The 17,284-nt window shown below is 70.3% G+C and carries 17 protein-coding genes; 5 read left to right on the forward strand and 12 right to left on the reverse strand.

The genetic code is table 11. From position 1 onward, the window contains the following. Window positions 1-151: 151 nt before the first annotated feature. The 5 genes from LQ757_RS02725 to argG all read right to left on the reverse strand — a co-directional run bounded on the left by LQ757_RS02725 (window position 152) and on the right by argG (window position 5,640). Window positions 152-829 (reverse strand): response regulator, encoded by a 678-nt coding sequence (locus LQ757_RS02725; protein ID WP_231045662.1) that lies wholly within the window; start codon window positions 827-829, stop codon window positions 152-154. Continuing rightward, the gene (locus LQ757_RS02730) at window positions 826-2,040 is read right to left on the reverse strand and encodes a sensor histidine kinase (protein WP_231045663.1); all 1,215 of its coding nucleotides are present in this window, start codon (window positions 2,038-2,040) and stop codon (window positions 826-828) included. Before LQ757_RS02730 ends, LQ757_RS02725 begins: the two co-directional genes overlap by 4 nt. Before the next feature lie 43 nt (window positions 2,041-2,083). Further along, window positions 2,084-3,379 (reverse strand): ABC transporter permease, encoded by a 1,296-nt coding sequence (locus LQ757_RS02735; protein ID WP_231045664.1) that lies wholly within the window; start codon window positions 3,377-3,379, stop codon window positions 2,084-2,086. Beyond that, window positions 3,376-4,086, reverse strand: a complete 711-nt coding sequence (locus LQ757_RS02740; RefSeq protein ID WP_231045665.1) for an ABC transporter ATP-binding protein — start codon at window positions 4,084-4,086, stop codon at window positions 3,376-3,378. The genes LQ757_RS02735 and LQ757_RS02740 overlap by 4 nt, the downstream gene beginning before the upstream one ends. A 126-nt stretch (window positions 4,087-4,212) precedes the next feature. Continuing rightward, window positions 4,213-5,640, reverse strand: a complete 1,428-nt coding sequence (argG, locus tag LQ757_RS02745; RefSeq protein ID WP_231045666.1) for an argininosuccinate synthase — start codon at window positions 5,638-5,640, stop codon at window positions 4,213-4,215. Between the two features lie 73 nt (window positions 5,641-5,713). Between argG and LQ757_RS02750 the strand changes: the two genes are divergently transcribed. Beyond that, on the forward strand, window positions 5,714-6,259 hold the full coding sequence (locus LQ757_RS02750) for a DUF3151 family protein (protein WP_231045667.1): 546 nt from the start codon (window positions 5,714-5,716) through the stop codon (window positions 6,257-6,259). A gap of 1 nt (window position 6,260) precedes the next feature. Continuing rightward, on the forward strand, window positions 6,261-7,547 hold the full coding sequence (locus LQ757_RS02755) for an adenylosuccinate synthase (RefSeq protein WP_231045668.1): 1,287 nt from the start codon (window positions 6,261-6,263) through the stop codon (window positions 7,545-7,547). 101 nt (window positions 7,548-7,648) lie between these two features. On the opposite strand, the gene LQ757_RS02760 is transcribed toward LQ757_RS02755, so the two are convergent. Then, window positions 7,649-7,870 carry an Rv0909 family putative TA system antitoxin gene (locus LQ757_RS02760; RefSeq protein WP_231045669.1) on the reverse strand — a complete coding sequence of 74 codons (222 nt, stop codon included), beginning with the start codon at window positions 7,868-7,870 and terminating at the stop codon, window positions 7,649-7,651. Between the two features lie 116 nt (window positions 7,871-7,986). Here LQ757_RS02760 and LQ757_RS02765 point away from each other — a divergent pair, with 116 nt between their 5' ends. After that, entirely contained in the window at window positions 7,987-8,631 is a 645-nt protein-coding gene (locus tag LQ757_RS02765; protein WP_231045670.1) for a GNAT family N-acetyltransferase, read from the forward strand. A 29-nt stretch (window positions 8,632-8,660) separates the two neighbouring features. Here LQ757_RS02765 and LQ757_RS02770 read toward each other — a convergent pair whose 3' ends face one another. The 5 genes from LQ757_RS02770 to LQ757_RS02790 form a co-directional block, all read right to left on the reverse strand. Next, the gene (locus LQ757_RS02770) at window positions 8,661-9,401 is read right to left on the reverse strand and encodes a sulfite exporter TauE/SafE family protein (RefSeq protein ID WP_231045671.1); all 741 of its coding nucleotides are present in this window, start codon (window positions 9,399-9,401) and stop codon (window positions 8,661-8,663) included. Window positions 9,402-9,446: 45 nt separating this feature from the next. Beyond that, the gene (locus LQ757_RS02775; protein ID WP_231045672.1) at window positions 9,447-10,910 is read right to left on the reverse strand and encodes a sodium/solute symporter; all 1,464 of its coding nucleotides are present in this window, start codon (window positions 10,908-10,910) and stop codon (window positions 9,447-9,449) included. Next, window positions 10,907-11,257 carry a DUF485 domain-containing protein gene (locus LQ757_RS02780; protein WP_231045673.1) on the reverse strand — a complete coding sequence of 117 codons (351 nt, stop codon included), beginning with the start codon at window positions 11,255-11,257 and terminating at the stop codon, window positions 10,907-10,909. The genes LQ757_RS02775 and LQ757_RS02780 overlap by 4 nt, the downstream gene beginning before the upstream one ends. A 122-nt stretch (window positions 11,258-11,379) precedes the next feature. Beyond that, complete coding sequence (locus LQ757_RS02785; RefSeq protein WP_231045674.1) at window positions 11,380-12,123, reverse strand: LytR/AlgR family response regulator transcription factor; 744 nt, start codon at window positions 12,121-12,123, stop codon at window positions 11,380-11,382. Beyond that, complete coding sequence (locus tag LQ757_RS02790) at window positions 12,120-13,310, reverse strand: sensor histidine kinase (RefSeq protein ID WP_231045675.1); 1,191 nt, start codon at window positions 13,308-13,310, stop codon at window positions 12,120-12,122. The genes LQ757_RS02785 and LQ757_RS02790 overlap by 4 nt, the downstream gene beginning before the upstream one ends. Before the next feature lie 200 nt (window positions 13,311-13,510). On the opposite strand from LQ757_RS02790, the gene LQ757_RS02795 reads away from it, so the two are divergent. Beyond that, complete coding sequence (locus tag LQ757_RS02795) at window positions 13,511-13,885, forward strand: DUF485 domain-containing protein (RefSeq protein WP_231045676.1); 375 nt, start codon at window positions 13,511-13,513, stop codon at window positions 13,883-13,885. Then, on the forward strand, window positions 13,885-15,498 hold the full coding sequence (locus LQ757_RS02800) for a monocarboxylic acid transporter (protein ID WP_231045677.1): 1,614 nt from the start codon (window positions 13,885-13,887) through the stop codon (window positions 15,496-15,498). The genes LQ757_RS02795 and LQ757_RS02800 overlap by 1 nt, the downstream gene beginning before the upstream one ends. A gap of 242 nt (window positions 15,499-15,740) precedes the next feature. Here LQ757_RS02800 and lpdA read toward each other — a convergent pair whose 3' ends face one another. Further along, window positions 15,741-17,141 (reverse strand): dihydrolipoyl dehydrogenase, encoded by a 1,401-nt coding sequence (gene lpdA / locus LQ757_RS02805; protein WP_231045678.1) that lies wholly within the window; start codon window positions 17,139-17,141, stop codon window positions 15,741-15,743. Window positions 17,142-17,284 lie beyond the last annotated feature (143 nt).

A 17,284-nucleotide genomic window follows, 5' to 3' on the forward strand; every position in this document is an offset into this window, starting at 1 on the left:
CGTCGGCGAGGAATCCCGGCGCGCACGGGCGATTGACTGAGTATGGCACGCGGGTCGCGGGTTGAGGAGGCTCCGGAGGACCTGTCTCGAAACCGTGGCGGCGAGTCTCGAGACGTCCGCGTCGCGGGCTCCTCGACCCGCGAAACCGTGGTCAGTCGACGCCCGGGCGCACGAGTCCGTGTTCGTAGGCGACGACCACGAGCTGCGCTCGGTCGTGGGCGTGCAGTTTCGCCATGATCCGGTTCACGTGCGTCTTCGCCGTGTGGGGCGAGATGACCAGCGCGTCGGCGATCTGCGCGTTCGACCGGCCGCGCGCCACGAGCACGAGCACCTCTCGCTCCCGCTCGGTGAGCTGGCCGAGCTCGGGCATCGGCGCGCGCGGCGCGACGTCCGTCGGTGCGGCGCGCAGGTACCGTTCGATGAGCAGTCTCGTCGCGGCAGGCGAGAGGAGCGCCTCGCCCGAGTGCACGGTGCGGATCGCCTCGACGAGGGCATCGGGATCGGTCCCCTTGCCGACGAACCCGCTCGCCCCGGCGCGCAGCGCCGTGGCGACGTTCTCGTCGTCCTCGAACGTCGTGAGGATCAGCACCCGCACCGCCCCGAGTTCCGGGTCGGCGCAGATGCGCCGCGTCGTCTCGATGCCGTCGAGCCGCGGCATCCGGATGTCCATGAGCACCACGTCTGGTCGCAGCTCGCGCGCCCGCTCGAGTGCCTCGAGACCGTCGGCGGCTTCGCCGACGACCCGCAGATCGGGTTCGGCCTGCACGAGGGCCACGACCGCCTGCCGGATGAGCGGCTGGTCGTCGACGACGAGGACCGTGGTCGTCATGTGTGCTCCTCGCGGCGGAGGGGGAGCACGGCGACGAGCCGGTGCACCGACCCCGCGACATCCGTTCGCACGGTGCCGCGCACCGCGGCGACCCGTTCCCGGATGCCGATCAGGCCGAGTCCCGTGGATGCCGGGGATCCGGGACCGCCCTCGGGCCCGACGGGATTGGTGATGGTGATGTCGACCTCATCGTCGCCGTAGACGAGCAGCAGGTGGGCACGTGGCACGGCGCCGTGCTTGTGGGCGTTCGTGAGCCCCTCGCGGATCACCTGGTACGCGACGCGGTCGACGGCCGGTGGGATGTCGCGGGGCGCGCCTTCCACGCGAACGGTGGTGTCGAGTCCCGACGCCCCGAATCCGGCCAGCAGTTCGTCCAGCCCGCCGAGCCCGGACTGCGGCGCGGTCGGCGTCACGTCGCTGCCGACGGCGGGGTCGCCGCGCAGCACCGAGAGCAGGTCCCCGATCTCCGAGAGCACGGCCCGGGCGGCGCCGCTGATCGTCGTGAGCGACGTCCGAGCCGCGGGGAGGTCGGGCTCGTGGTCGGTGGCGATCGCGCGACTCGCGACGCCCGAGTGCAGGTTGATCACCGCGATCTGGTGGGCGACCGCGTCGTGCAGGTCTCGTGCGATGCGAAGTCGTTCCTCTGCCACGCGGCGACGCGCCTCAGCCTCCTTGGTGCGCTCGGCCCGCTCGGCGCGTTCGGTGATCGCCTTGATATACGCCCGGCGCGAGCGGGTGGCGTCGCCGGCCGCGGCAGCGAAGCCGACGAGGGCGGGCACCGGGACCAAGCGAGCGTCGAAACCCTGCGGGGGGCCGGCGAGCAGCTCGATGCCGATGAGCAGGGCGATGGCGAGGGCGACGATGGGGACCGACCGGCGGCGCTCCAGTCGGTTCGCGACGCCGAACGCCGCGATCGCCACCGGCAGCACGAAGGGGAAGGCGGAACCGACGACCAGCGTTCCGACGACCAGCAGGGCGATCGCCGCACCGAGCACCGGGATCGGCCACCGCCGCCGAAACGGCAGCACGAGGGCCGCAGCGATCGCGATGGCGATGGTCCACGGAGAGAATGCGATGGCCTCCGGCCCATGGTCGCCGCCGCGCCCCACGGAGGGGAGCAGCGCGGCTGCGATCACGAGGACGCCGGCGACCAGGTCCCATGCCCAGGCCGGGATGCGGCGGACGACCGGAACGACTGCCGACTCGTTCATCCGTCCATCCTTCTGCATCCCGGGCACCCAGGGCGAGGCAGCCCTACTCGTAGCGGAGCGCGTCGATCGGATTCAGGCGCGCGGCGCGGGCGGCCGGCAGCGAGCCGGCGACGAACGCGATGCCCATGACGAGCACCACGATCGTCAGGATCGAGAGCGGATCGAACGCGATGAGCGTCAGTCCCGGCAGGTCCGCCAGCAGGGTGGACGAGAGCGCGCCGCCCACGGCCGTGCCGGCGAGCATGCCGACGCCGATGCCGACCACGCTGCCGAGGAGGCCGATGTAGGTCGCCTCGGAGCTGAAGAGCCCGAACACCTTGCCGCTGCCCATTCCCATCGCCTTCATCAGGCCGATCTCGCGGGTGCGCTCCTGCACCGACATGAAGAGCGTGTTCACGATGCCGAAGCTCGCGGCGAGCAGGGCGATGATCGCGAACGCGTTCAGCACCAGCACGATGCCGTCGATGACCGTCTTGAAGGTGCCGAGCGTGTCGTCGAGGGTCGTCGACTCGAATCCGGCATCGGCCAGGCTCGCGCGGAGCGCCTCGACCTGCTCGGGCGTCGAGTCGGGGTCGAATCGCACGGTCGCCGAGCCGTACTGGTCGGCCTGTCCTGCCGGCGTACCGATCGCCTGTGCCTCGTACAGCGCATCGGTCAACGCGGTGTTGGGGGAGGCGCTCGCGCCGGCACCGCCGAGTCCGGCCTCCGAGACGCCCACGATCGTCGCCGTCACGGTCTGCACCTCACCGTTGCCGTCGGTCAGCCCGAGGATGACCTCCTGCCCGATCGCGGCCGCGTCGTCGTCGAACCCGAGCGGTGCGACGTAGTCGACGGGAATGGCGACCTGAAGCGCGTCGGATGTCGCGTCGGGCTGCTCACCCGCCCCGAGCTGCACCTGCATGCCCGGCACGAACGAACCGACGTTGATCCGGTACCGCGCGCCGTCGGCGTGCTGGATGTAGTCGGCGTCGATCTGCTTCACGGGCTCGACCGACAGCACGCCGTCGATCGCGGCGATCTCGTCGAGATCAGCCTGCGTGATGGGCTGGAGCGACTGCTCGCCCTCGGGCCCAACCGCCTGCTGGGTCACCTGGTCGGCGGTGTACTCCTGCGGGCCGTCGCCCGCGTCCTCCGCGGGCGCGTGCGTCACGGTCATGACGTCGTCGGCGCCGATCTCGGCGACGGTCTCGTCGATGTACTGGTTGATGCCCGTGCCGAGCCCGGTGGTGATGGTCAGCGTGAAGGCGCCGATGAAGATCGCGAGGATGGTGAGGATCGTGCGGGTCTTCGACCGGAAGGTGTTGGAGATCGCGCTCGCGATCACGTCGACGGTCTTCATGCCGCCACCTCCTCGCGGAGTTCGTCGCGCTCCTCGACGAGGAGCCCGTCGCGCATGTGGATCCGGCGGTCGCAGCGAGCCGCCAGCTCCTCGTCGTGCGTGACGATGATGAGCGTGATGCCCTGTTCGCGGTTCAGCTCGAACAGGATGTCCTCGACGACCGCGCCCGTCGCGGAATCGAGGTTTCCGGTCGGCTCGTCGGCGAAGATCACGCGGGGGTTGTTCACGAGCGCCCGTGCGATGATGACGCGTTGCTTCTGACCGCCCGAGAGGTCGGAGGACTTGTTGCGGGCCTTGTCGTCGAGCTCGAGCTGCGCGAGGGCGGCGAGCCCGCGTCGCTTGCGCTCCGCGCGACCGACGCCGGCGATCTTCAGGGGGAGGATCACGTTCTCGAGCACGGTCGCCCCAGGCGTGAGGAAGAACTGCTGGAACACGAACCCGAACGTGCGGTTGCGCGTGCGGTTCAGCTCGCGCCCGTGCAGCGTGCCGGCGTCACGTCCGGCCACGCGGACTGTGCCCGCCGAGGGCCGGTCGAGCAGGGCGAGCAGGTGCATGAGCGTGGACTTGCCGGATCCCGACTTGCCGACGATCGCGAGCGACTCGCCCTCGCGCACCTCGAAGTTCACCCCCTTGAGCGCGTCGAAGCGCGTCGCGCCGCGCCCGTAGGTCTTGTGCAGCTCGTCGACCTGCAGGATGGGGGTCGCCATGTCGAGTCCTCTCCGGTTCGGTGCGCACGTCGCGCACCGTCCTGAAGAGTCTCGTCAGGGCGCGCCTCCGGCGCGTCCACCCGAGGCGGCATCTTCCCGTACTGCGTTCGCAGTACGCTGCGTCGGTCAGTCGGTGCCGAGGTCGAACGCGGCGGCCTCGTTCGCGGCATCCGTCGCCGCATCGAGGTCGGTCTCGGTCTCGCCGGCCGAGATCTCGGCGAACCCACCCGAGGTGAGGGCTCCGACGAGCTCGGCGGTCGCGCCGCCCACGACGCCCTGCGCCGCGTACTGCTCGAGGCGGGCTCGCGAGTCGGCGATGTCGAGGTTGCGCATGGTGAGCTGGCCGATGCGGTCTTCGGGGCCGAATGCTGCATCGCCGACCCGCTCCATCGAGAGCTTGTCGGGGTGGTAGCTGAGCGCCGGGCCCTGCGTGTCGAGGATCGTGTAGTCGTCGCCGCGACGGAGGCGCAGGGTGACCTCGCCCGTGACGGCCGAGCCGACCCAGCGCTGGATCGATTCGCGCAGCATGAGCGACTGCGGGTCGAGCCAGCGGCCCTCGTACATGAGGCGACCGAGGCGGCGGCCTTCGGCGTGGTAGTTCGCGATCGTGTCTTCATTGTGGATCGCGTTCAGCAGCCGCTCGTAGGCGATGTGCAGCAGCGCCATACCGGGCGCCTCGTAGATGCCGCGGCTCTTCGCCTCGATGATGCGGTTCTCGATCTGGTCGGATGCCCCGAGCCCGTGCCGGCCGCCGATCGAGTTCGCCTCGTAGACGAGCGCGACGGCATCTGCGTACTCGGTGCCGTTGATCGCGACGGGCCGGCCCGCCTCGAAGCGGATCGAGACCTCTTCGGTGGCGATCTCGACGTCGTCGCGCCAGGCGGCGACGCCCATGATCGGCTCGACGATGTCGAGACCGGTGTCGAGGTGCTCGAGCTTCTTCGCCTCGTGCGTCGCGCCCCAGATGTTCGCGTCGGTCGAGTACGCCTTCTCGGTGGAGTCGCGGTACGGGAAGCCACGCGCGACGAGCCACTCGCTCATCTCTTTGCGGCCGCCGAGCTCGGTGACGAACGCGGCGTCGAGCCACGGCTTGTAGATGCGCAGGCGCGGGTTGGCCATGAGGCCGTAGCGGTAGAACCGCTCGATGTCGTTGCCCTTGTAGGTGGAGCCGTCGCCCCAGATGTCGACGCCGTCTTCCCTCATGGCTCGCACCAGCAGGGTGCCCGTGACAGCACGGCCGAGCGGCGTCGTGTTGAAGTAGGTCTTGCCGCCCGAGCGGATGTGGAACGCGCCGCACTGCAGGGCGACGAGGCCCTCTTCGACGAGCGCCGCCTTCGCGTCGACGGCGCGGGCGATCTCGGCGCCGTACTCCTTGGCCCGGCCCGGCACCGCGGCGATGTCGGGCTCGTCGTACTGTCCGATGTCGGCCGTGTACGTGCAGGGAACCGCGCCCTTCTCGCGCATCCACGCGACGGCGACGGAGGTGTCGAGACCACCGGAGAAGGCGATGCCGACGCGTTCGCCGACGGGCAGGCTGGAGAGGACTTTCGACATGCCCTCCAGCCTACTTGCGCGGAGGAACTCTCGGCTTCCGCGGGCGCGAAGGGCCCCCACGATAGGGTGAAGTGTGACTCCAGAAGAATCAGCACCCGCGTCCGGCGCGCAGCTCGCCGATGAACCGCAGGTGCGACAGGCGCTCGCCGATGCCGATCGCTCATCCGTCGCCGGGGTCGTGGCGGGTCATCCGACGTCGCCGCTCGCCTGGACCGAGCTCGCCGACCTCGCCGACTCCGAGGGTCGGCCCATCGAGGCGTTCGCGTACGCCGCCGTCGCCGTCGAACTCGCGAGCGAGCAGCTCACGAGCAGCGGGTGGCAGCCGGGCACCGCGGTGCCGTGGTCCACCGAGCCGAACCGCGCCTACCTCAGAGCCCTCGACACGCAGCGGCGCGCCGCAGAGCAACTCGGGCTCGGCGAACGTGCGCAGCGACTCGCGCGTGAACTCGCAAGCGCCGATGCCGAGGCGCCCGCCCGCATCGCGAGCGAGTTCACCCCCACCCAGCTCATCACGATCGTGTCGTCCGACGACGCGTTCGCGCCCTCGTCGTCGACCTCGGCGTCCGAGGGCGAACCACTCGCAGAACCCGCCGTGGCCGACGCGGCAGGAGAGGACTGACATGCCCGCCGCCGTACTCATCGGAGCACAGTGGGGAGACGAGGGCAAGGGCAAGGCGACCGACCTGCTCGGCTCGCGCCTCGACTACGTCGTGAAGTTCAACGGCGGCAACAACGCCGGCCACACCGTCGTCATCGGCGACGAGAAGTACGCGCTGCACCTGCTGCCGTCGGGCATCCTGACGCCCGGCGTCACGCCGGTCATCGCGAACGGCGTCGTGGTCGACATCGAGGTGCTGTTCGAAGAGCTCGAGGGGCTCGAGAGCCGCTGGGTCGACGTCTCGAAGCTGCGTATCTCGGCGAACGCCCACCTCATCACGCAGTACCACCGCACCCTCGACAAGGTCACCGAGCGCTTCCTCGGCAAGCGCCAGATCGGCACCACCGGCCGCGGAATCGGCCCGGCCTACGCCGACAAGATCAACCGCGTCGGCATCCGCATGCAGGACCTGTTCGACGAGAACATCCTGCGGCAGAAGGTCGAGGGCGCGCTCGACCAGAAGAACCACCTGCTGCTGAAGGTCTACAACCGCCGGGCCATCGGCGTCGACGAGGTCGTCGACGACCTGCTCAGCTACGTCGACCGGCTGCGGCCGATGGTCACCGACACGTCGCTGCTGCTGCACCAGGCGCTCGAGCGCGGCGAGACCGTGCTCTTCGAGGGCGGCCAGGCGACGATGCTCGACGTCGACCACGGCACGTACCCCTTCGTCACGTCGTCGAACGCGACGAGCGGCGGCGCCGTCACCGGTTCGGGCATCGCGCCCAACCGCATCGACCGGGTCATCGCCGTCGTGAAGGCGTACACGACGCGTGTCGGCGCAGGGCCGTTCCCGACCGAGCTCTTCGACGAGTGGGGTGACTTCCTCACCGAGCAGGGGCACGAGTTCGGCACCACCACGGGCCGCAAGCGCCGCACCGGCTGGTACGACGCGCCCATCGCCCGCTATGCCGCGCGCATCAACGGCGTCACCGACTTCGTGCTGACGAAGCTCGACGTGCTCACCGGCATCGAGCGCATCCCGGTCGCGGTGGCGTACGAGGTCGACGGCGAGCGCTTCGACGAGATCCCGGTCTCGCAGAGCGACTTCCACCACGCGAAGCCGATCTACGAGGAGTTCCCCGGCTGGACCGAAGACATCTCGGGCGCCCGCGACTTCGACGACCTGCCGCCGAACGCGAAGAGCTACGTGCGCGAGCTCGAGGCGATGAGCGGTTCGCGCATCTCGGCGATCGGCGTCGGCCCGGGCCGCGACGAGATCGTCACGCTGCACGACCTGCTCGACTGAGCGTTCGAGCACCTGGGCGGGCGTGCCGGTCCGCTGCATGCCGACACGTGAACGGGGCGGCGGGAGTCGATGACCCCCGCCGCCCCATTCGCGTCGGTGCGCTACTGCTCGGTGCCGATGGCCCCGTCGATGTTGCCGCGCACGTCGTCGATCTTGTCGTGGTGCTCGTCGGGAACGACCTTCTTGGCCGCGTCGGAGACGCCGTCGAGGATCTTGTCGCTGATGTCCTCGGCCTGCTCGCTGTTGAGCGCCTCGTTGATCTTGTCCTTGTTCTCCTCGACGAAGTCCTGTGCCTTCTTCGTGATGTCGTCAAGAGCGCCCATCGGCCCCCCACCCTTTCGTTCGGATCTGCACGTGCTCTCGTCATGCTATGGGCCGGATGGCCCGCACGGAACCCTTTCCGCGAACCTCGGCGCGCCCGGCGTGGCAGACTCGTCGGGTGACCGCGACCCGCCCCGCCGACGCCGAACTCGTCGGCCGACTCGTTCGCCTGACCCCGTTCACGCCCGATGACGTCCCTGAGCTCGAGCAGGCGATCCGCAGGCCCGAGGTGTTCGCCGGTGGCTACGGCGGAGGCCCTGCGGGGCTGCCCGCCGACGCCGCGGCGTTCGACGCGTACGCCCGCAGCTACTACTCCGGCGGCCCGTCGGCGATGCCGTGGACCGTGCGGCTGAACGGCGGTGTCGACGACGGCCGCGTCGTCGGCGCAACGAAGCTCGGCGACCTCGACGTCGACAACGAGTCGGCGCACATCGGTTGGACCGCCTACGACCCGCGGGTATGGGGCAGCGGCGTCAACGTCGAGACCAAGTTGCTGCTGCTCGGTCTCGCGTTCGGCCACGGATTCGGGCGCGTGAAGCTGCAGGCCGACGCGCGCAACGAGCGTTCGCGCGCGGCCATCCTGCGCCTCGGTGCCACCTTCGAGGGTGTGCTGCGCCGGCACAAGCCCCGCGCCGACGGCACGTGGCGCGACTCCGCCGTGTATTCGGTCATCGTCGACGAATGGCCCTCGGTGCGGTCGGGTCTCGAGGCGCGGCTCGCCGCGCGCGGCGACGAGCCCGTGCTCGTCGAGCCGTCGAGCTGACGCCGCGTCGCGGCATCCGCTCGCCTGGATCAGCCGGCGAGGTCGATCAGGCCGTCGGCGAGTGCGGCGGCGCCGCCGACGTAGGCGATCGCGATGACGGAGAGGCGGGCCGCCCGGTGGCTGATGCGAGGGTTCAGGAACTCGCCGAGCGCGAGTCCGACGACCAGGGCGCCGATCACGACCGGCCAGGTGCCGACGTCGAGGGCGGGCACCGCCCAGCCCGTCGCTCCGAGCTTGCCGATGAGTGAAGCGAGGCCGATCACGACGAAGTACGGCTGCGCCGTCGCCGCGAAGCCCACCTGCGACCACCGGGTGCCGACCGCGTACACGCTGAGCGCCGGCCCGCCCACGCCCGCGGCGGCGTTCATGACGCCCGAGGCAGCGCCCGCGATCAGCGCCGGCGCAGGACCCGACGCGACGTGCGACGTGCGCGTGACGACGAGGGTGACGGTGAGGGCGACGATGACCAGCACGCCCACGCCGACCTGCAGCAGCGGCGCCGGCACATGGGTCGCGAGCAGCGCTCCTGCGACCGTGCCGACGAGCGCGGGGACCGTGAGCCAGCTGAAGCGTCGCCATTCGATGTCGCGCCACACCCGCGGCAGGATGAGCAGCGACGAGAGCACAGCGCACAGGTTCACGATGACGACGCCGTCGAACGGTCCGAGCAGGATGACCAGTGCGGGCGCCGCGATGAGCGCGAACCCCATGCCGGTGATGCGCTGCGCCGTCGCCCCGATGAGCACTGAGATGGCGACGGGCAGGAGCATCGGGACATCCTAATCGCGCGGCGCCGCCGACTGGGCGCCGCTCGCTCACCGCTCGGGGACGTGCAGCCGGGTGAGGAACGCGTCGGTGCCCGGCGGCGTTCCGCGGCGGTCGAGCCGCGAGACCGTGACGGTCACGATCACCGCAAGCGGCACCGTCCACGCGGCGGGCTGTTCGAGGAACGGTGCGATGAGCGGGGCGGATGCCGCGACGAGCGGTCCTCCGAGGATCGCCGCGCCCGACAGCACCGCGCCCGTGAGCATGCCCGCGATCGCCCCGCGCGAGGTGAGTCCGCGCCACCAGATGCCGAGGATCAGGATGGGGCAGAGGGTCGAGGCCGTGAACGCGAACACGAGCCCGACGCTGCCGGCGAGGCCCGACGACTCGGTCGCGAGGGCCACGATCAGCGGCACGATCGTCGAGACGATCGCGGCGATGCGGAATCCGCGTACGCTGCCGCCGAGCAGGTCTTGGCTGATGACGCCCGCGAGCGAGATGACGAGACCCGACGATGTCGAGAGGAAGGCCGCGAACGCGCCCGCGATGACGAGCGTCGTCAGCACGTCGCCGAGGGGGCCGGGCACGAGCCGGTCGGGCAGCAGCAGGATGAGCGCGTCGGCTTCTCCCGACGCGGCCAGGTCGGGAGCGAACGCCCGCCCGAGGAACCCGAAGACGGTGGGGAAGAGGTAGAACACCGAGAGCAGCACGAGCACGATGACGGTCGTGCGACGCGCCGCGACGCCGTCGGGGTTGGTGTAGAACCGCACGAGCACGTGCGGCAGGCCGAGGGTGCCGAGCAGGAGCGCGACCATGAGCGACACGGTGCGATACACGTCGAGTTCGCCGGGCCCGGCCGAAGCGGGGAACGCCTCGGCGGGCGTGAGCTGCGCGGGCGGTTCGCCGCCGCCGACGACGAGCAGCAGGGCGATGACGGGCACGGCGAGCGCCGTCAGCTTCAGCCAGAACTGGAACGCCTGCACGAACGTGATCGAGCGCATGCCGCCCGCCGCGACGACGACCGCGACGATCACGGCCACGGCGAGCGACCCCGCCCACGAGGGGAGCCCGGTCGTGATCCGCACGGTGAGGGCCGCGCCCTGCAGCTGCGGCACGATGTAGAACCATCCGATGACGATGACCAGCAGGCTCGTGACGCGCCGAGCCCACTGCGACTCGAGGCGTGCCTCGGTGAAGTCGGGGATCGTATAGGCGCCCGAGCGGCGCAGCGGCGCCGCGACGAACAGCAGCAGCATGAGGTAGCCGCCCGTGTAGCCGATCGGGAACCACAGGGCCGACGAGCCGGTCAGCAGGATGAGGCCCGCGACCCCGAGGAACGACGCGGCCGAGAGGTACTCGCCGCCGATCGCGGACGCGTTCCACCACGGACGGACCGTGCGGCTCGCCACGTAGAAGTCGCTCGTCGTGCGCGAGACCCGCAGGCCGTAGAAGCCGATGAGCGCCGACGCGAGCGCCACGGCGACGATCGCGGTGTACCCGATCGCGGGGTTCACTCGTCCTCCGCGAGCGACCGGTAGCGCGCCTCATTGCGTCCGGCGGCGCGCAGGTACAGTGCGCCCACTGTGATCGCGAGCGGGTATACGCCCGCCCCGAGCAGCACCCACGACACCGGCACGCCCGCGAGGTACGCGTCGTCGAGCCCCGGCACGAACGCGATCGCGAGCACGAAGAGCACGGTCGCGACGGCGAATCCGATCGCGACCGTGACGGCGAGGCGCAACTGCGACCGGATCAGGGAGCGCACGTACACGGCCGCGATGTCGCCGGCGGCGTCATCCGCACCGCTCGATCGCAACGGACGGGCGGATGTCCCGCCGCCGCCCGTGCGCGGTGCGGTCACGCGCACCCGCGCGGGAGCCTCCGCCGGTCGAGTAGCCGCCTGCGGCGTATCGAGACCCTCACCGCGCGGAGGTCTCGATACGCGCCCTCCTTCGTCGGGTGCTACTCGACCGACGTCGTCGCTCACGGTCGTGCCCGCAGGATCGCGCTCTCGAGCCGGTCGCGCAGCGCCGGCAGCAGGCGGCGGCTCACGGGCAGCTCGGCGCCGCCGACCGTGACGCTCGGGTGGTCGGCACCGAGGCGCACGCGGCTCACATGTCCGAGCGCCACGAGGTACGAGCGGTGCACGCGCACGAATCCCGCTTCGGCCCACTGCCGTTCGAGGTCGGCCATCGGCACGCGCACGAGGTAGCTCGCCTCTTCGGTGTGCAGCCGTGCGTAGTCGCCCTGGGCCTGCACATAGCGCACTTCGTCGCGGCGGATCATGCGGGTGGTGCCGCCGAGGGTCACGGCGATCACCTCGGGCTGGGCGGCCTCGGACGCCGTCGTGCTCGTCGATCCGGCCTTCAGCGCTTCGACGATGCGTCCGATCGAGCGCTGCAGCCGCTCGGCGCGGACCGGCTTCAGCAGGTAGTCGACGGCGGCGAGGTCGAACGCTTCGAGGGCGCCCTCTTCATCGGCCGTCACGAACACGAGCACGGGCCGATGCTCGAAGCGCGCCAACGCGCGGGCGAGGTCGAAGCCCGTGAGCCCCGGCATGTGGATGTCGAGGAAGGCGGCATCGACGGGCTCGCGCGTGAGCAGGCGGATCGCCTCGGAACCCGACGAGGCCTGGTGGATGACGCCGACGCGGGGGTCCTGCCCGAGCAGGAACGCCAGTTCGTCGATCGCGGGCTGCTCGTCGTCGGCGATGAGCACGGAGATCATGGGGTGGTCCTGCCGTCACGTTTCGGGCCCGCCTTCGGTACCCTCATGCGAACGAGGGTACCCGCACCGAGGTTCGTCTCGACCACGAGTCCGTGCTCGTCTCCGTACACCTGCCGAAGGCGGGCGTCGACGTTCCGAAGGCCGACGTGCTCGCCGGTCGAGGGGTCGCCCGCGAGCGAGCGCGCGAGCGTCTCGGGGTCGATGCCGACCCCGTCGTCCTCGACGGTGAGTTCTGCGAACGCACCCGAGTCGGCCGCCGTGATCGAGATGCGCCCGCCGCCCTCTTTCGACTCCAACCCGTGCCGCACCGCGTTCTCGACGAGCGGCTGGATCGAGAGGAACGGCACGACCGTGGAGAGCACCTCGGGCGCGATCTGCAGCGTGACGGTGAGCCGGTCGCCGAATCGGGCGCGCTCGAGCCGGAGGTAGCTGTCGATCGACCGCAGCTCCTCGGCGACGGTCGTGAAGTCGCCGTGCCGGCGGAACGAGTAGCGCGTGAAGTCGGCGAACTCGAGCACGAGCTCGCGCGCCTTCACGGGATCGGTGTTGATGAACGACGCGATCGCATTGAGCGAGTTGTAGATGAAGTGCGGGCTGATCTGCGCCCGGAGCGCACGAACCTCGGCCTCGGCGAGTGCCGCGCGCGAGGCATCCAGCTCGCCCAACTCGACCTGCGCCGCGACCCAGTCGGCGACCTCACCGGTGGCCCGCACGAGACCCGCCCGGACGGGCGTCGAGAACGCGACGATGGCGCCGAATGGGCCCGCGCTGCCGAGCACCGGTGCGACAACGGCATCGGTCTCCCTCGCGCCGATCGAGAGGTGGCGCGAGACCTGCGGCCTGGCGTTCGCGATCGCCGCTGCCGCGAGTTCGGCGGCCACCGCACGAACCGCGTCGTCGCCGTCGACCGTGACCCGCCCGGTGCGGTCGACGATGGCGAGGCTCTCGCAGCCGAGCAGCGCTCGCAGGTGCCGGCCGGCCCGCAGGACCTCGGCCTCGCCGCCGCCTCCGCGCAGGTGCTTCGCCGCACGCGAGGCGAGGTGCAGCGTCTGGTAGGTCGCACGCTCGGCGTCGGTGCCGAGCTCCTTCGACGCGAGCACGATGCGCCGCAGGAACACGACGAGGCCGACGGCGAGCGCACCGCCCACGACGCCGAGCGCGGCGGCGAGCAGCGTCGACTCGGGCATGCACGCCAGCGTATCCGTTCGATGCAGCGCCGCGCCGTCGCTCATCGTCGCACGGGAACCGTTCGTCGCACGGTTCGCGCCGTTGGGCGACGACGAGCGGCAGCCGCCCCCGGCCGCCGCGCCATCGCGCGAGAGTTGGCGCACCGCAATGCAGCGGAGCGGGCCACGGCCCGCGACATCCCCCACGAAGGAGAACGCAAATGGGCAACGAAGCCCTGAGCGCGCAGGACGAGACGGCCCCACCCGTCCCCTACCGCGCGGTGCAAGAATCCCCCGAGTTCCAGCGACTGCGTTCGAAGCACCGGAGATTCGTCTTCCCCGTGCTCGCGGCGTGCCTCGTGTGGTATCTCGCCTACGTGCTGCTCGCCGGCTATGCGCACGACTTCATGTCGACGCCCGTGTTCGGCAGCATCAACGTCGCCATCCTGCTCGGCCTCGCGCAGGTGGTCACCACGTTCGCCGTGACGACCTGGTACGTGAGCTACGCCAACCGGCAGCTCGACCCGATCGCCGAGGAGATCCGCGACGAGATCGAAACGGGCGCGACGTTCACCACTGAGGAGGTGACGCGCTGATGTTCCGATTCGAAGCCGCGAGCACCTCACCGGGCGAGCCCTGGCTCAACATCGCCATCTTCGGCGCCTTCGTCGCGATCACGATGATCATCGTGTTCCGCGCGAGTCGCAACAACAAGACCGCGGCCGACTACTACGCCGCCGGACGCTCGTTCACGGGTGGCCAGAACGGCTCGGCGATCGCCGGCGACTACCTGTCGGCGGCCTCGTTCCTCGGCATCGTCGGGGCGATCGCGATCACGGGGTACGACGGGTTCCTCTACTCGATCGGCTTCCTCGTGGCGTGGCTCGTGGCCCTGCTGCTCGTCGCCGAACTGCTGCGCAACACGGGCAAGTTCACGATGGCCGACGTGCTCTCGTTCCGCCTGAGGCAGAAGCCCGTGCGCATCGCGGCCGCGACCACGACGCTCGTCGTCTGCTTCTTCTACCTGCTGGCGCAGATGGCCGGCGCGGGCGGTCTCGTCTCACTCCTGCTCGGCGTGGGCGACCAGGTCGGCCAGGCGCTCGTCATCACCGTCGTCGGCGCGCTCATGATCCTCTACGTGCTCATCGGCGGCATGAAGGGCACGACCTGGGTGCAGATCATCAAGGCCGTCCTGCTCATCGCGGGGGCCGGCGTCATGACGGTCTGGGTGCTCGCGCTCAATGGGTTCAACTTCTCGACGCTGCTCGACAACGCCGTGGCGGTGGCGGGCAACCCCGAGATCCTGAACCCGGGCCTCAAGTACGGGGTGTCCGAGGTCGCGAAGGTGGACTTCCTCTCGCTCGGTCTCGCGCTGGTGCTCGGCACGGCGGCGCTGCCTCACGTGCTCATGCGCTTCTACACCGTGCCCACGGCCAAGGAGGCCCGCAAGTCGGTCGTCTGGGCGATCTGGCTCATCGGCATCTTCTACGTGTTCACGCTCGTGCTCGGCTACGGCGCGGCCGCCCTCGTGGGTGCCGACGTCATCGCCGCGGCGCCCGGCGGCCCGAACTCGGCGGCTCCCCTGCTCGCGTTCGAGCTCGGCGGCCCGCTGCTGCTGGGGCTGATCTCGGCGATCGCGTTCGCGACGATCCTGGCGGTCGTCGCGGGGCTCACGATCACGGCTGCGGCGTCGTTCGCACACGACATCTACGCGAGCGTCGTCAAGAAGGGCAAGCCCGAGGCCGGAGCCGAGGTCAAGGTCGCCCGTCGCACCGTGGTGATCATCGGCGTCGTCGCGATCATCGGCGGCATCGGGGCGAACGGCCAGAACGTCGCGTTCCTCGTGGCGCTCGCGTTCGCCGTGGCGGCGTCGGCGAACCTGCCGACGATCGTCTACTCGCTGTTCTGGAAGCGGTTCACGACCAAGGGCGCGCTCTGGAGCATGTACGGCGGCCTCGCTTCGGCGATCATCCTCATCATCTTCTCGCCGGTCGTCTCGGGCTCCGTGACGTCGATGCTGAAGACCGAGGACATCGACTTCGCGATCTTCCCGCTGTCGAACCCGGGCATCGTCTCGATCCCACTGGCGTTCTTCCTCGGCTGGCTCGGGACGGTGCTCGACAAGGGCAGGGAAGACCCGGCCAAGCAGTCCGAGATGGAGGTGCGCTCGCTGACGGGCGTCGGCGCCGAGAAGGCGGTCGACCACTAGGGTTCCGGCGGCGGGTGATCGGGAAGACCCCGTCGCCGGATCCTCTTCGACTCGGCGGGAATGCCTGCCCGTGCCGCGTCGAATGAACAGACGGGGGCGGATGCCGCGGCCACGTGCCGGGACATCCGCCCCCGTTGCCGTGCCGTCCGCGGGTTGAGGAGCGAGCCAGCGAGCGTCTCGAAACCCGGATGCTCGCGCAGCGGTTTCGAGACGGCGCTGGCGCGCCTCCTCAACCTGCGGGGCTACATGTTGATCATGTGGCCGGCGAGACCGTGGAACGCCTCCTGCAGCGCCTCGGAGAGCGTGGGGTGCGTGTGCACGTTGCGGGCGAGTTCGAGCGCGCCGAGGTCCCACTTCTGCGCGAGCGTCAGTTCGGGCAGCAGCTCCGAGACATCGGGGCCGATGAGGTGGCCGCCGAGCAGCTCGAGATACGTGGCGTCGGCGATGAGCTTCACGAAGCCGACGGGGTCGCCGAGGCCGTGCGCCTTGCCGTTCGCCGTGAACGGGAAGGTGGCGACCTTCACGTCGTAGCCCTCGTCGCGCGCCTGCTGCTCGGTGAGCCCGAAGCTCGCGACCTGCGGCGAGCAGAACGTGGCCCGCGGCATCATGCGGTAGTCACCGAGCGACATGGTCTCGGCGTCGCCGATCGTCTCGGCCGCGACTACGCCCTGCGCCTCGGCGACGTGCGCGAGCATGAGCTTGGCGGTGACGTCGCCGATGGCGAAGATGTGCGGCACGTTCGTGCGCATGGACTCGTCGATGTCGATCGCGCCGCGGTCGGTGAGGGCGACGCCCGCGGCCTCGAGGCCGATCCCCTCGACGTTGGGGGCGAAGCCCACGGCCATGAGCACCTTGTCGACCTCGAGCGAGCCCGGCTGCCCGTCGGCGCCCTGGTACGAGACGGTGACGGATGTCCCGTCGTCGGTGACCGTCTGCACCTTGGTGGAGGTGAGGATCGGCACGCCGAGCTTGCGGTACTGCTTCGTGATCTCCTTCGAGACGTCGACGTCTTCATTGGGCAGCGCCCGGTCGAGGAACTCGATGATCGTCACCTCGACGCCGTAGTTGCGCAGCACGTATGCGAACTCCATGCCGATCGCGCCGGCGCCGACGATCGCGATCGAGCGCGGCAGCTCGCGCGAGAGGATCTGCGTCTCGTACGTCACGATGTTCTGCGACAGCGCCACGCCGGGCAGGAGCTTCACGCGCGACCCGGTCGCGATGATCGCGTTCGCGAACGTGGCGGTCTCGGTCGACCCGTCGGCCCTCGCCACGTCGATCGTGTTCGCATCGCGGAAGGTGCCGCGCCCGTCGATCTCGGTGATGCCGTTCTTCTTCATGAGGAAATGCACGCCCTTGACGCGTCCGTCGGCCACCTTGCGGCTGCGATCGAAGGCGACGCCGTAGTCGAAGGATGCCTCACCGCTGATGCCGAACTGCGCGGCCTGCGTGTGGAAGATGTGGGCGAGCTCGGCGTTGCGCAGCAGCGCCTTCGAAGGGATGCACCCGACGTTCAGGCACACACCGCCCCAGTACTTCTCCTCGATCACGGCGGTCTTGAGTCCGAGCTGGGCGGCGCGCACCGCGGCGACGTACCCGCCGGGGCCGGCGCCGAGGACGACGACATCGAAATGGCTGGTCATGTCGCCCAGCATCGCCTGACGGGGGAGCGACGGCAAGGGCGGATGTCCCGACCGCCGTTCCGCGACTGCCGACCTCCGGCGGATTCCGGACAAGCACCCCTGCCGACGGGTGCCGTCGTCACCGGACGGGCTTACGCTCGACC

Origin of the sequence: Agromyces cavernae, assembly GCF_021044935.1 — a bacterium.
Classification (GTDB): domain Bacteria; phylum Actinomycetota; class Actinomycetes; order Actinomycetales; family Microbacteriaceae; genus Agromyces; species Agromyces cavernae.